Here is a 14,699-nt window from a genome sequence, read left to right on the forward strand (position 1 = left end):
GGGCGCGCACATACACCGTAAAGTGGACCGGCGGGCTACGGGCCGCACAACGGCACGTAGATGGGGGAGGGCGATCGGATGCCGCAGACCGAGACACCAGGCATCGAGGCGATCCCGCGGTCACGGACGGCCCAGCGGATCCGCTTGCGCTGGTGGACCGAGCTCCCGCTGATCGTGATGGTGTACGCGTCGTACTCGGCGGGCCGGCTGCTCGCCCGCGGCGATGTGTCGAGCGCGGTCGACCACGGTCTGACGATCCTGCGCGTCGAGAAGTTCCTGCACCTGAACGCCGAGCATCCGCTGAACCGTCTCTTCACGCGGGAGTCCTGGCTCGGCGTACCCGCCGACTTCTGGTACGCGTCGCTGCACTATCTGGTGACGCCCGCGATCCTGGTGTGGGTCTTCCGCTCCCACGCGGTCCGCTACCGCGTGGCCCGCACGTGGCTGATGACGTCCACGTTCATAGGCCTGATCGGGTTCACGCTGCTGCCCACCTGCCCGCCCCGGCTGCTGACCGCGAGCCACGGCTTCGTCGACACGATGGCGCAGTACAGCGACTACGGCTGGTGGGGCGGCCAGGCGAGCGCGCCGCGGGGCATGGGCGGCATGACGAACCAGTACGCGGCCATGCCGAGCCTGCACGTCGGCTGGGCCCTGTGGTGCGGGGTCATGCTGTGGCGTCACGGCCGTACGCCGGCCGCCAAGGTCGCGGGCATCGTGTATCCGCTGTTCACCACCATCGTCGTGATGGGCACCGCGAACCACTACTTCCTCGACGCGGTCGCGGGCGCCGCCGTGATGGGTGTCGGGCTGGCGCTGACCCCGCTGGTGCTGCGTTTCGCGGACGCCGCGAGGAAGCGGCTCGCGGCCCGTTTCGCGCCGGTCGCACTCGCCTCGTGGGGCGCACGTTCCTCAATTGTCAGTGGGGAGTGCCAGACTTCGGCGGGTGAGCGAATTCCCCGACAGCGCGAGCCCCGAGCCGACCCGGATGCCTCTCCCGCGTCCGCGGACGACGGCGCTCCGGCAGCGGCTCGCTGACCTGCGCGGCCCCGCCGTAGCGCCCAAGGCGCTCGACGCCCGCGCCCTCGCCGCCCTCGCCGCGAACCCGGGATGCGACCGCCGCGCCCTGCTGGACGGCGCGGGGGTCGACAAGGCGAAGCTGGCCGAAGGGCTGGGCTCGCCGTCCGCCTTCGGCCAGTCGCAGTTCGCCTTCATGCGGGGCAACGCGTTCGAGGCACGGGTGAAGGCCGACGGCGGCGCGGAGCTGTTGCGGCTGGTGCACGAGAAGCTCGACCCGGGGGCCGAGCCGCCCGCCGCCGGTGTCGTCCCCGACCTCACGGCCGTCGGCCCCGAAGGACGCGCGGCCCGTACGGCGCTTGCGCTGCGCGAGGCCACCGAGGCCGGTGTCTGGACCCTCCTCGACCACCCGATGCTCGCCCTGGACGTCGCGGGCTCCCCCGCCTTCCTGGAGCCGGACGCGGTGGTCGTGCATCCGGACGGCGGCTGGACGGTCGTCGAGATCAAGTCCTTCCCGATGCTGGACGGTTCGGCGGACCCGGCGAAAGTGGGCGCGGCCGCCCGCCAGTCCGCGGTGTACGTACTGGCGCTGGAGCGCGTCGCCGCGCGGATCGACCCCGCGCCCGAGGTCCGCCACCGCGTCCTGCTGGTGTGCCCGAAGGACTTCTCCAACCTGCCCACCGCGTCCGCCGTGGACGTCCGCAAGCAGCGCTCGGTCACCCGCAGGCAGCTCGCGCGCCTGACCCGGGTCGAGGACATCGCGGACGCCCTCCCGGAAGGCACCTCCTTCGCCCCGGACCTCCCGGCCGCCGACCTGACGGCCGCCGTCGAGTCCGTCCCGGCGACGTACGCACCCGAGTGCCTGGCCGCCTGCGAGCTGGCCTTCCACTGCCGCGACCGGTCCTGCGCCGAGGGTGCGGTGACGGCGCTGGGGCGTTCCCTGCGCGCCGAGCTGGGCGGTCTGACCACGGTCGGCGAGGTCCTGGCGGCGGCTCACGGAGAGGCCGGCGACCCCCGCGATCCGGCGGTGGCGGCCCTGCGCAGAGCGGCCCGACTGCGCGCCGAGGCGCTGCGGGAGCACATGGGCCCCTTGGCCGGCCAGGAGACGGCCGGCCAGGAGACCCTTCAGGAGGTGGCCCCTTGTCACTGATCGCCGCCCTGGCCCGTCTCGAAGCCGTCAGCAGCGGTCGCGCCCAGCCCGCCGCCACGGTGCGCCACCGCCATCTCTCCGAGCGCCCCCTCGTCTTCGTGCCGCTGACCACCGCCGGTGAGGCCGGTGCCCCGCTCGGCGCGCTGGTCGGGACCGAGCGGGACGCGCCCCGGCTGCTCGTCGTGCCCCAGCCCCGCGACCGTGACCTGCGGTTCGCGTTCCTCGCCGAACTGGCGGACGTCGTCCTGCCGTACATCGACGGGTTCGCGGACGCGGTCGAGGCCGCCGAGCGCACCGAGACCGACCCGGAGACCGGCAAGCGTGTCAAGGTCGAGGTCGAACTGTGCGCAAACGCACCGCAGTTGATCGTGCCGAGCCGCGCGGGCATCGAGTTCGTACGACTGCTGGGGCGCTCCATGCGTTTCAGGCGCACCGCCGAGCAGGAACCCGAGGCGCCCCATCCTGCGCCGCCCCGCGTGCCGTTGCTCGGACGGTGGCTGACGCACTACGGAGAGCGGGCCCGGGTGCCCGGCTCCTCCCTGCTGCTCGCCCTGTCCGACGTGCTGTCCCGGCACTGGGCCACCGGGCAGAGCAGCCTGGAGGACCAGCACCTGGGAGCGCTGCTCGCCTGGATCGACCCGGCGGCCGGCGAGCCGGGCGCGGCGGCCGCCCTGCGCGCGGAACTGCAGCGGGACTCCCGGGGACAACTCGTCTGCCCGCCGGCCGGCCCCGCCACCGATCCCGCCTTCGACAACAAGCTGCTGGCCCCGGCCATCGAGCGCTACGACCGCGCGCGTACGGCGCTGGCGGCGGCCCAGGACGGCCTGGAGGCCGATGACCGGCTCGGCGAACTCACCGCCGCCGAGCGGGAGATCCACGCCCTCGTCGAGAGCCGCACCCGGCCCACCTGGGACGCCGTGTGGCGCGGGCTCGACCTGCTGCGGGCGCTGCCCCAGGGAGCGCACGTCACCGACCGGTGGACCCGCGACCGCTGGTCGTTCACCGGCCACCGCGACCGGATCGTCGCGGGCGAGCCCCCGCAGCCCCGCCGCGACGACGCGGTCACCGCGGCGAACAAGCTGGCCACCCGCGAGCGCGAACAGGCCCGGCTGGAGGCCCAGGAAGCCCTGGACGACCCGCTCGTCATGGCCGGACGGCGGCTCAACGGCGAGGCGTTCGCGGGCGAGGTGACGGATGCCGTCATGGCGTACAGCGAGGGGAAGCGGCCCAGTCCCCGTCCACTGGTGACCGTCCGCACGGACGACCGGCCGCATCTCGGGGAGCGTACGAAGGTCTACCGCTCGCTGGGCGGGAAGCCGCAGGCCGCCGAGTTCGTCGGATACGCGGAGCCCCGGGAGCACGAGGACGCCCCCGGTCTCCTCGTGCTGCGGATCGTCGACAAGATGGGGCGCGGCAAGGAGCCCGAACCGGGCTCGGTGCCGGAGAAGGGGAACCTCGTCTGCTTCACGCTCTTCGAGCACGAGCAGCGCGGCGGTGCCAAGTTGCCCGATCCGGAGCAGACGCCCTGGACCCACGGCGGGCCGCCCGGTGAGGCCGGGACCGCGCCCGCCCCCGACCCGGTGACCGCGGAGGACGTCCTGTGACCGGCCTTTCCACCGCCCCCCTCGACCCCGGGGCGGCGGCCACGCGCGCCACCGACGCGATCCTGCGCGACACACTGCACGGCACCCACCGCGGGATCGTCGTGGACTCCCCGCCCGGCGCCGGCAAGTCCACGCTCGTCGTCCGGGCGGCACGCGAACTGGCCGCGGCCGGCCGCCCGTTGATGGTCATCGCGCAGACGAACGCCCAGGTCGACGACCTGGTCCTGCGGCTCGCCGATAAGGACGCCGAGCTGCCCGTCGGCCGGCTGCACAGCAGCGATCCCGATCCGTACGACAAGGCGCTCGACGACTTGGCGAACGTCCGCAAGTCCACGAAGGCGGCCGATCTCGCGGGCCTGTCGGTCGTCATCTCCACGGCCGCCAAGTGGGCCCATGTGAAGGACGTCGAGCCGTGGGGGCACGCGATCGTCGACGAGGCGTACCAGATGCGCTCGGACGCGCTGCTCGCCGTGGCAGGGCTGTTCGAGCGGGCGCTGTTCGTGGGTGACCCGGGGCAGCTGGACCCGTTCGCGATCGTGGGTTCGGAGCAGTGGGCGGGGCTGTCGTACGACCCGTCGGCCTCGGCCGTGACGACGCTCCTCGCGCACAACCCCGAGCTGCCGCAGCACCGGCTGCCGGTGTCCTGGCGGCTGCCGGCCTCCGCCGCGCCGCTGGTCTCCGCCGCGTTCTACCCGTACACGCCCTTCCGCAGCGGCACGGACCACGGTGACCGGCGGCTCGGCTTCGCCGTCCCGTCGGACGGTTCGGGCCCGGACCGGGTGATCGACGAGGCGGCGGAGGCGGGTTGGGGTCTGCTGGAGCTGCCCGCCCGGCACACACCGCGCACGGATCCGGAGGCGGTCCGTGCGGTGGCCCAGGTCGTCCGCCGTCTGCTGGACCGGGGCGGGGCCGCCACCTCGGAGCGCTCCCCCGATCCGGCCCCGCTGACGGCCGACCGGATCGCCGTCGGCACAGCCCACCGCGACCAGGCCGCCGCCGTGCGCGCCGCCCTGTCGGACCTCGGCGTCGCGGACGTCACCGTCGACACGGCGAACCGGCTCCAGGGCCGTGAGTACGACGTGACGGTGGTGCTGCATCCGCTCTCCGGGCGTCCCGACGCGACGGCGTTCCACCTGGAGACGGGCCGGCTGTGCGTGCTCACCTCCCGGCACCGGCACGCCTGCATCGTGGTGTGCCGGGCGGGGGTCGCCGACCTGCTGGACGACCACCCCTCGACGGAGCCGGTCCAGCTGGGCGTCACGGTCAAGTTTCCTGACGGCTGGGAGGCGAACCATGCGGTGCTAGCGCAGCTGGCGGAACACCGGGTGACCTGGCGTCCTTGAATCCGGGTGAGCCGCGGGCGCGTGAGCTCGTGAGCAGCCTGACCGGAGCTCGGGCCGCGATGCTCGGGCCCGGACGGCCGCGTCGCCGTGCACCCGGCCGGTGGGCCGCGTCCCAGGTGATCCACCGACACGGCGCACCGGGGACGGCGCACGCCCCGTCCCGGGGGCCCACTTGCGCGCTCGGGAGACAATGGACGGTGGCCCATCCAGTAGGACGCGCCACCGGAACCGTACGAGGAGGAGAAGACATGGCGGAGCCCACGCCGCGTCGGAACGAACCGCGGCTACGCCCCGCGCCCCTGCTCTTCGAGCCGGCCGAGGCGGCCGGCGACCCGGAGCACTTCTTCGACCTGGAGTCGATAGACGACCCGCGCGCGCTGCTGGCCCGGGCCACGGAGCTGACCCATGCGTTCCGCGCGGCGGCCGACCGTGCGGTCGAGTTCCAGGCCATCGCCGCCGCCCAGCTCGCCGACCCGCGCCGCTTCGACCGGCTGACTCCCGCCGCGATCGCCGAGCGCGCGGAGTGGACCGAGGACTACGCCAAGAAGATGGTCGAGTTCGGCCGCGACCTGCTCCGGGGCGCTGAGGGCAACGGCCACAGCCATGGACATGGGATCAGCGACCACGCGTGAGTCCGCGGCGGGCCGACGGGGGCGGGCCGGGTCCCGGCGGACGGCCCCCACGGCCCGCTCGCACGTTTGTTTGTCATATGCCAGGTGGGCAAGATACTCCACCCCCCACCCTCTCGTCCCGATTTTCCGCAACTCTTTGAAACGGACCGCTCACCGCCGGTAGATGTAGGTGGCATGAGCAGCCCACGGAATCCGGCAGGCACGCCCCTTCACGGCTACGGCGCCGTCGATCCCTCCTCCGACCGGTTCGATGCCTCGGGCGTCACCGCGGAGGGGGCCGCCTGGCTCGCCTCGGCAGGTACGTATCCGCGCAGCACGCTCGCGCTCTGGCAGGAGCGGCCCGGCGCCCCGGTCGTGCTGCCCTGCGGCACCGCCTTCGACGTCGTCAACGCCCCCGCGATCTTCGGGCGACGGATGCTCGACCGGCTCTGGGACGAGGGGCCGGGCTCCGGCCCGGTGGCGACCTACCGCGGCCGCATGCTCCTCTTCGCCGCCCCCGGTACGGCCCAGCGGTTGCCGTCACTGCTGGACTGGGAGGAATGGGGCTCCCGAAGCGACTCCAGCGCCGAGGAAGGCGCCGGTCACCGCGCCGCGATCCCGCCCCTGCTCTGCCACGGCACCGGCGACGCCGTCACCGTGCCGGCCCTGAGCACGGCCCCGGCTCCCGCGCCCGCCGCCCGGCTCGAATCCCGCTGGCTCGTCGCCCCCGACACCCGGCACCCCTGGCTCCCCGGGCCCGAAATCCTGCTCTGGGCGACGGTCCGCGCAGCCCGCGCGGCCGCCTCCGCGGCGGTGCGGATATCGATTTTTCCTCCCGCCGATCAGGATGCTAAGGTCTACGACGTCAGCAGGCGCCGCTAGCTCAGTTGGTTAGAGCAGCTGACTCTTAATCAGCGGGTCCGGGGTTCGAGTCCCTGGCGGCGCACCATCTGCGATCTGGGCGTTCTCCCCTCGGGGAGGACGCCCTTGGTCGTTTTCGGGGGCGGATTCCGGCGCGGGGCTGAGGGCGCCGTCGCTTGGGCCGGGTGACGGCCGTCTTCCAGCCCGCCTGAACGACCTGCACGACCTGCACGACCTGCACGACCTGCACGACCTGCTGGACGATGGCGAGCGCGCCCGCGCCCGCGTCCACCTCCACGCACGGCCAGCGCAGTCCGATGCCCTCACCCCGGCGCGGCCCCCCGAGCGCCAACAGGCAGGGCTGCACAGACACCACACCCGGCATCGCCGTTCCCGCCTCCATCAGCGATCAACAATCGCCTGCGAAACAGCCGTCCAAAACAACATCGACTTCGCCGGCCGAAGCCGCACGGGACGCGTCCGGATCCGGGGCAAAGATCGAGACTTCAGTAACCGATAATCGATTACTCTAACCCCGTACGCAACATTCGGATTTACTATTGCGGCCCCTTGCCACCGGCTGTAGCCTGCGTTAAGAAAAGTGGGGGTACCGTCAAAGCGACATAGCCATCGCGGGTAAAAGTATCGGCCACGTCCCAGGTCGGCCCAGAACATCTCCATGCCGTTCAGCGAAAAGCCGTATTGGGACTCGTCACCGGAAAGTCTCTGCGTCACACGCTTTCTGAGCAGACCGGGACGGAGGGATGCATTCCCTATTAATGCGATTACGGGAATTGCATCGACTCGGGCACCTGATTCACGGTCTGCCTGCCTCGCCCGGCAGGCGTATGGCACCGCCGGCCCGCGCATCCTCCCGGTCGGCCGCACGCGTGGCCCACGAGAGGCCTGCCGCACCCTGGCGGCCGAGTCGGCCGAAAAGGTCCGCGGTCCGCTCGGCAAATCTCAGTGGTTCGCGTGCACAGCTGGTGCCGCGGCAGTGGTCTTTGCGTGCTGTCCATCCGGCTTGCTCGCGCCGGTGTCCCACGCACCCCCTGAATGCAACTCAGCGACGCGCTCAGTTCCAGCCCTTTCGATCCCGCGTGATCAGGAAGCCGACCGCCGGCCGAATTCGAGGGATCCACTCGAAAGATAACGGAGTTCAGCAATGTCCGAGTACACCACCACGCCCGACATGCATATCCGCGCGAACCGGCCAACCAGTACTTCTTTAGTCCGGGCGACCGTCCAGACCTCCTTTGCTCCGGGAGCGACCGATCTACCGTCGCTCGTGCCGATCATGTTTACCTTCCTGTTCCGGAACATCGCCAGCGACGGCTTCGCCTTCAGCGATCCACAGTGGCCCGGCGAAATTTCCCGGGACTCGAAGCCGGGTTGCATCATCGCCGCCCCGTCCTTCCCGGAGGAAACCCCCGGCATCGACGAGGACTACGTCTTCAACTGGGTGCGCGACGGGGCCATCACGGCCATGGAGGTGGCCAGGGCCGGCCTGCCCACCGGCCCGGGCGGGACGGTGCAGACGCTCAACGATTACGTGCAGTTCGCCGAACTCTGCCAGTCCAACGCCCAGCCACCGTTGACCAAGGGGCACGCCTGCTTCAACATCGCCGGCGACGCCCGCCCGTGGACCGAGCAGAACGACGGTCCCGCCTTGCAGACGATCACCATCCTGGCCGCCTACGACCAGCTCGATCTCGGCACCCAGAAGCGGGCCGTCGACCTGGTGAACTCGAACGTGGCCTTCCTCCTCGACGTCTACCGGCGTTCCACCACGAACCTGTGGGAGGAGCACAGCGGGTACAGCTTCTTCGCCCGGTCCGCCCAACTGCGTTGCTTCGAGGAGATCCAGGCCTCGACCATCGTCGGCATCGACAAGCCGACCGACCTGCGGCCCGCCGCCAAGTGGCTGCGCCAGGCGCTCGCCGACCACTGGGACGGGAACAAGTACGTGAGCATGCTGGCCGACCCCGGTAACGGGTCCCAGCCATCGCCCCAGAATCCCGTCGTCAGCGATTACGACCCGAACATCGACATCGTCCAGTCGGCCCTCTACGGCGCCGTGCCCGTCATCGACACCAAGCTGCTGGCCACGGCGGCCCAGCTGCGCTCGCAATGGGAAGAGGGCGGCATCGCCTTCTACCCGATCAACAAGGCGGACAAGGAACAGTTCGGTATCGGGCCGCTGTTCGGCCGCTACCCGGGCGACGTCTACGACGGTGACACCGCGCACCCGGTGCTCGGGGGCCACCCCTGGGCCCTCTCCACGTGCAACGTCGCCGAGTTGCACTACAAGCTGGCGTCCGAGATCAAGTCGAGCGGCAAGGTTCCCGTGGACGACCTGTCCGCACCCTTCTTCGCCCAGTCCGGCATCGACGCGTCGACGGCTCCGGCGGCGGCTGCCGCTGCCTTGGCGGCGACCGGTGACGCCATGGTGCGGTCCGTCGTCTACCACAGTGACCACCTGGAGCTCTCCGAGCAGTTCGACGGCGCCACCGGCTTCGAGCGCAGTGTCCACAACCTGACGTGGAGCTACGCCGCCTACCTGTCCGCCATGCGAGCCCGGGCCGAGGCCGTGTGACCGTGGCCGACCGACTCGCATCCCGGCCACTGCGCCGGTCCCGGCCGCACCTGGCAAAGGAGGGGTGACCGCCCCATGTACGAGAAGTTCCCCGGCGGGGCGGCGAACAGCACCGACCCCGCGGCGGCGGCCGAGGTTCTCTACGACGCCGTCATCGTCGGCGGCGGGATTGCCGGCGCCCTCATCGCCTCGCGGCTGAGCGACGCCGGCAGGCGCGTACTGATACTCGAAGCGGGCCCGGCCGAAGACCTCACCCTGAGGGGCTACGAGAGCTATCTCGACCGCTTCTACTCGGCGACCGGCAAGGACAACCAGGCCCCCTACCCGGTCGTCGCCAACGCCCCGATGCCCCGCGGCACCGACGCACGACGCATCTCCCCTGGTGCGCCCGACGCCTCGGCCTACATCGTCCAGAGCGGGCCCTTCGCCACCGACACCACCTATACGAGGGTTCTCGGCGGCACCACCATGCACTGGGAGGGCAAGACGCTGCGGATGCTGCCCGAGGACTTCCGGATGCGCACGCTCTACGGCGAGGGAGCCGACTGGCCGCTCACCTACGAGGACCTCGCCCCGTACTACAACGAGGCCGAACGCGAGATCGGTGTCTCCGCCGACGTCGAGGACCAGGCCTACCTCGGGATGACTTTCGACGAGGACTACGTGTTCCCCATGAGGGGGCTCCCGCTGTCGTACCTGGACCGGATGGTGGCCAAGGATCTCAACGGGATGCAGGTCGAACTCGACGGGGAGCAGCGAGAGTTACGGGTGCGGCCGTTCCCCCAGGGGCGGAACGGGATACCGAACCCGGCCTACGACGGCGGCAAGGGCTACGTACCGCAAGGAGCGGTGAGCACGTACCAGGTCGAGGTCGGCGAGCGGTGCCAGGGCAACAACAACTGCGTGCCCATCTGCCCCGTGCAAGCCAAGTACAACGCCGGCAAGACCCTCGCCGTGGCCCTCCGGAGCGGCCGGGTCGACCTCGTGGCCCAGGCGGTGGCCTACAAGGTGCACGTCGACGAGCAGACCCGCCGGGTGACCGAGATCGAGTACCGCCGCTACGACCGGCCCGACAGCCCCGGCTTCACCACCGTGCGAGCCCGGGGCCGGCTGTTCATCCTGGCCGCCAACGCGGTGGAGAACCCCCGGCTGATGCTGGCCTCCGGGCTGCGCAGTTCGAGCGGCCTGATGGGGCGGAACTTCATGGACCACGCCTACCTGTTGGCTTGGGCCCTGCTGCCCGAGGTGGCCGGCACCTTCCGGGGCACGAACTGCACGGGCGGCATCACCGACCTGCGCGGCGGCCGCTTCCGCCGCAACCAGGCCGCATTCGGCGTCGACATCCACAACGACGGCTGGGGCTGGGCCCGAGGGGCGCCGATGACCGACCTGATCGACATGGTCGACGCCGGCGGCCGCTACGGCGAGTCCCTCCGCCAGGGCCTGGTGGACCGCGTGTCCCGCCAGCTGCAACTGGCGTTCATGGTCGAGGTCCCCGCCAACCCGAGCAACCGGGTCACCGTGGACCCCGCCTTCACCGACCGCCTGGGGAACATGCGCCCCATCCTCAGCTACGACATCCCCGACTACACGATGCGGGGGGTGGCGTACGCCCGGCAGCTGTCGAAACGGATCTTCGCCCGCCTCGGGGCCGAGGACCACACCGCGTACGACCCGAACTTCTGGGGGTACGCCGTCCACGCCGGCCAGGGGTACGAGATCCGAGGGGGCAATCACCTCGCCGGCACCCACACGATGGGCCGCGACCCGTCGGCCTCGGTGGTCGACCCGGATCAGCGCAGCTGGGACCACGAGAACCTCTATCTGGTCGGCGGCGGGAGCATGCCCACCGTGGGCACGTCGAACGTGACGCTCACCGTCGCCGCCCTGTGCCTGCGCAGCAGCCGGGCCATGCTGGCCCAGCTCGACTCCGAGACCGCACCGATCGAAGTCATCTCCCAGCGGAAGGCTCAGGAGGTGGCCCGGTGACCGAGTCGACCATCAACAACCGTGACGACCTGATCAGTTATCTGCAGGCGGCGATGGTGCTCGAGCACGCGACCATCCCCCCGTACCTGACCGCGTACTACTCCATACGGTCCACGACCAACTCCGACGCCGCCCACATCATCCGGGTGGTCGCGGTGGAGGAGATGCTCCATCTGACGCTCGTCGCCAACGTCCTGAACGCCATCGGCGGGAAGCCCGACCTGACCCGTCCCGGCTTCGTGCCGTCCTACCCGGCCTATCTGCCCGACGGGGAGGACGACTTCACCGTCGACCTGCAGCCCTTCTCCCCCGAGGCGGTGGAGACGTTCTGCAAGATCGAGCGGCCGGGCGAGGCCCCGAGTGCCGGCTCGCGGCTGGTGAAGACCCCGGACGGCGGGACCGATCTCCTGGTCTCCAGCCCCACGACCGAGGGGATGCGCTTCTACAGCATCGGCGAGTTCTACGCGGAGATCGTCGAAGGACTCGAGAAGGTGGCTGCCGTCGACCCCGGACTCTTCCGCGGGAGCCCGGACCTTCAGGTGGGGTCCGAGTACTTCTACTCCGGCGGCGGGGACGTCGTCGTCGTCTCCGACCTGGACTCGGCCTGCCGGGCGCTGCGCTTCATCGCCGATCAGGGCGAGGGCCTTGACTCCGGCATCTACGACGGGGACGGGGAGCTGTCCCACTACTACCGGTTCCGGCAGCTGCAACTCGGCCGCTACTACCAGGTGGGCGACGCCCCCGACTCGCCTTCGGGGCCGCCGCTCGGCATCTCCTGGGACGATGTGCACAAGGTGAAGGTGAGTGCCCGGCTGGCCGACTACCCGGAGGGATCGGAGCTCGCCGGGGTCGCCCGGAAGTTCAACGCCGACTACGCGGCCTTCCTCGCCCTGCTCACCAAGGCGTTCACCGGGCAGCCATGCCTCTTGCAGGATGCCGTCTGCGACATGTTCCGGCTGCGCGACGGGTTCAACCGGCTGGTACGCAACCCGCTGCCGGGCAGCGACGGCCTGCACGCCGCCCCTACCTTCGAGATCCCGGCGGTGACGCCGTGACCACCAAGTCGTTCAAGGGTTTCCTCTCCCTGTCGGTCGACCTCACCGCCTTCGAGGAGACCGACCTGCTCGGCACGGGTCTGGCCCGCCAGTATCTGGCCAAGGTGCGGGCGGCCTGCGGCGACGAGGTCGTCACCGCCCTCCTGGACGCCCACCGGGCAGCCCGGGCCGACGCCGCCGGTGATGCCGGTGATGCCTCGAGTCGTCACCGGACCGTGCTCGACCGGGATGTGCTCGACCGGGCCCTGCGCCACCGGATCTTCAGCGACGACCGCCTCGGCCCGGTGGCCCGCAATGTGATCAAGCTCTGGTACGCCGGGACGTGGTACGCGCTGCCACCCGAGTGGACCGACTGCTACGGGGCCCGTACGGCCGCCGAGACCTGCACGGTCACCGCCGCCTCCTACCAGGAGGGGCTGCTGTGGCGGGCCATCGGGGCCAATCCTCCAGGTGCCAAGGCACCCGGCTACGGCTCCTGGGCACAGCCACCCCGCATCGACGAGCGCTACCTCAAAGGGGCGACGAAATGACCGACTTGGCTGACCGCCTGGGCCCGGACAAGGTGAAGCTCGGCGTCTGCTGCACCCTCTGGTGGAACGACGACTTCCCCGCCATCGACGCCGGCATCTCCTTCGGCCAGGCCGTGAGCGAGATGGCACTCGCCGGCTTCCAGGGTTGCAGCATCGGGCACAAGTACCCTTCGGACGCTGCCGTGCTCAAGGCCGCCCTCGACCTCCGCGGCCTCCAGGTGTCCGAGCCCTGGACGAGCACATACTTCACGATCGGCAAGATGCGGCAGAAGACGATCGCCGCCTTCGAGGAGACCCTGGCCCATGTCCAGGAGCTGGGCGGGACCGAGCTGGTCGTGGCCGAGTTCGGAGCCTCGTCGCACCTGCTCCCCGTCGACGTGTTCGCCAACCGCCCGGTCTTCACCGACGCCCAGTGGGACGCCTTGACGTCCGGCTTGGACGAGCTCGGCAAGATCGCGGGCTCGGCCGGGATGAAGCTCAGCTATCACCACCACATGGGTACCGGCGTCATGACCCGGGCCGACATCGACCGGCTGATGGCTTCGACCGATCCGGCCCTGGTCCACCTCCTGCTCGACACCGCCCACATCGCCTTTGCCGGCGACGATCCGCTGGACCTGGCCCGGGCTTACGCCGACCGCATCGGGCACGTCCATATGAAGAGCATCCGGCCCGAGGTCGTCAGCCGGGTACGTGAAGAAGGCCTCTCGTTCCAGGAGGGCGTCGAACTCGGCGTCTTCACCGTGCCCGGAGACGGCTCGATCGACTTCCGTCCCATCCTGGAGGTGCTGGCCGACGCCGATTACCAGGGGTGGCTGGTCGTGGAAGCCGAGCAGGATCCCAACAAGGCCATCCCGCTCGAGTACGCGAAGAAGGCCCGCGCCTACCTCACCGACGTCCTGGGCTGGTGACGATGAACGCGACATCCGAACGAGACGTCTTCTTCAGCTTCTTCATGTTCACGGCCGACTTGAGGCCGCACGACTCAGGCTATGCGCAGACCCTGATCAAACACCTCAAGGCCCTTACCGACATGGGCTATGACGGCTTCGACGTGCATATCGCCTCCCAGCCCACGACCGTCGATCACAAGCTCGAGGTCGACAGCTACATCGGCCTCAAGAAGGCCTTCGACCAGGCAGGCCTGCGCGAGGCGAAGTTCACCACCAACGTCGGCACCACGCGGACCTTCGACCTGACTTCACCATACGAGGAGCAGCGCAGGCAGGCCCTGTCCTACCTCAAGTCACGCGTCGACATCACACGCGTCCTGGGCGGCGACTCGATCATGTCAGGGCCGTTCCTCTACCCCTACGGCGTCTTTCCGGTCACGGACGCCAATGAGCCGATATGGAGCGACGCCCTCCAGGACTGGATGAAGTCGCGCTATCACGCGGCGCGTTCCGTCTTCGAGGACCTGTCGGAGTACGCCGCGGCGCGCGAGGTGAAGCTCGCCATCGAGCCCGTCAAGAGCTGGGAGACACCCCCACCCAACATGGTCTCGGAGGCACTGGATTTCCTCGAAAGCCTTGAGCACACGCAGGGTGGCGTGACGATCGACACCGCGCAAGTAGTGATGGAGAGCCAGGGTCCGTCGATCTTCAAGAAGAATGTCGCGCGGGCCGCACAGCAGAATCGGCTCCACTACGTCCACATATCCGCACCCGACCGGGGTGCGGTGAAAGACAGCTGGATCCCGTGGGACATCGTCCTGAACGAGATCGAGCCGGTGTATGACGGGCCGTACCTGATCGAGGTGTTCAACGCCATCCCGCCGTTCGACAGCTCCATGCGAATGGCACGCCGGCGCTTCTGGCGGCCGGGCGAGGACGACCCCGTACCGGGCGGCGACAGCGCTTACGACGTCGCGCGGGCCGCGTTGGAGGAACTGCGATCGCACACCACATCATCCCGGAAAGGCTCCGAATGATAGCTCAGGTGTC

General features: G+C 70.2%; 12 protein-coding genes and 1 tRNA gene. All 13 read left to right on the forward strand.

The window, feature by feature from the left end:
• The first annotated feature begins 78 nt into the window (after nucleotides 1–78).
• The 13 genes from ACFWM2_RS26520 (at nucleotide 79) to ACFWM2_RS26580 (ending at nucleotide 14,686) form a co-directional block, all read left to right on the forward strand.
• Nucleotides 79–1,038 (forward strand): phosphatase PAP2 family protein, encoded by a 960-nt coding sequence (locus ACFWM2_RS26520; RefSeq protein WP_383284780.1) that lies wholly within the window; start codon nucleotides 79–81, stop codon nucleotides 1,036–1,038.
• Nucleotides 989–2,167 carry a hypothetical protein gene (locus ACFWM2_RS26525; RefSeq protein ID WP_383285350.1) on the forward strand — a complete coding sequence of 393 codons (1,179 nt, stop codon included), beginning with the start codon at nucleotides 989–991 and terminating at the stop codon, nucleotides 2,165–2,167. Before ACFWM2_RS26520 ends, ACFWM2_RS26525 begins: the two co-directional genes overlap by 50 nt.
• On the forward strand, nucleotides 2,158–3,771 hold the full coding sequence (locus ACFWM2_RS26530) for a hypothetical protein (protein WP_383284783.1): 1,614 nt from the start codon (nucleotides 2,158–2,160) through the stop codon (nucleotides 3,769–3,771). The genes ACFWM2_RS26525 and ACFWM2_RS26530 overlap by 10 nt, the downstream gene beginning before the upstream one ends.
• Nucleotides 3,768–5,114 carry an AAA domain-containing protein gene (locus ACFWM2_RS26535; RefSeq protein ID WP_383284786.1) on the forward strand — a complete coding sequence of 449 codons (1,347 nt, stop codon included), beginning with the start codon at nucleotides 3,768–3,770 and terminating at the stop codon, nucleotides 5,112–5,114. The genes ACFWM2_RS26530 and ACFWM2_RS26535 overlap by 4 nt, the downstream gene beginning before the upstream one ends.
• A gap of 248 nt (nucleotides 5,115–5,362) precedes the next feature.
• Entirely contained in the window at nucleotides 5,363–5,746 is a 384-nt protein-coding gene (locus tag ACFWM2_RS26540; protein ID WP_383284789.1) for a hypothetical protein, read from the forward strand.
• Nucleotides 5,747–5,920: 174 nt separating this feature from the next.
• Nucleotides 5,921–6,607 carry a bifunctional DNA primase/polymerase gene (locus ACFWM2_RS26545; protein WP_383284792.1) on the forward strand — a complete coding sequence of 229 codons (687 nt, stop codon included), beginning with the start codon at nucleotides 5,921–5,923 and terminating at the stop codon, nucleotides 6,605–6,607.
• Nucleotides 6,598–6,674: transfer RNA gene (locus ACFWM2_RS26550), tRNA-Lys, on the forward strand. Before ACFWM2_RS26545 ends, ACFWM2_RS26550 begins: the two co-directional genes overlap by 10 nt.
• Nucleotides 6,675–7,883: 1,209 nt before the next feature.
• Nucleotides 7,884–9,182 (forward strand): glycoside hydrolase family 15 protein, encoded by a 1,299-nt coding sequence (locus ACFWM2_RS26555; RefSeq protein ID WP_383284795.1) that lies wholly within the window; start codon nucleotides 7,884–7,886, stop codon nucleotides 9,180–9,182.
• 75 nt (nucleotides 9,183–9,257) lie between these two features.
• Nucleotides 9,258–11,171, forward strand: a complete 1,914-nt coding sequence (locus tag ACFWM2_RS26560; protein WP_383284799.1) for a GMC family oxidoreductase — start codon at nucleotides 9,258–9,260, stop codon at nucleotides 11,169–11,171.
• The gene (locus tag ACFWM2_RS26565; RefSeq protein WP_383284802.1) at nucleotides 11,168–12,226 is read left to right on the forward strand and encodes a ferritin-like protein; all 1,059 of its coding nucleotides are present in this window, start codon (nucleotides 11,168–11,170) and stop codon (nucleotides 12,224–12,226) included. Before ACFWM2_RS26560 ends, ACFWM2_RS26565 begins: the two co-directional genes overlap by 4 nt.
• Nucleotides 12,223–12,756 carry a hypothetical protein gene (locus ACFWM2_RS26570; protein ID WP_383284805.1) on the forward strand — a complete coding sequence of 178 codons (534 nt, stop codon included), beginning with the start codon at nucleotides 12,223–12,225 and terminating at the stop codon, nucleotides 12,754–12,756. The genes ACFWM2_RS26565 and ACFWM2_RS26570 overlap by 4 nt, the downstream gene beginning before the upstream one ends.
• A complete protein-coding gene (iolE, locus tag ACFWM2_RS26575; protein WP_383284808.1) occupies nucleotides 12,753–13,667 on the forward strand; it encodes a myo-inosose-2 dehydratase in 915 nt (304 codons plus the stop codon). The genes ACFWM2_RS26570 and iolE overlap by 4 nt, the downstream gene beginning before the upstream one ends.
• Nucleotides 13,668–13,669: 2 nt before the next feature.
• Nucleotides 13,670–14,686: a sugar phosphate isomerase/epimerase family protein gene (locus ACFWM2_RS26580; RefSeq protein ID WP_383284811.1), complete on the forward strand. Its 1,017-nt coding sequence runs from the start codon at nucleotides 13,670–13,672 to the stop codon at nucleotides 14,684–14,686.
• The last annotated feature ends 13 nt before the right edge of the window (nucleotides 14,687–14,699 follow it).

It is taken from the genome of Streptomyces sp. NPDC058371 (genome assembly GCF_042723265.1).
Taxonomy (GTDB): domain Bacteria; phylum Actinomycetota; class Actinomycetes; order Streptomycetales; family Streptomycetaceae; genus Streptomyces.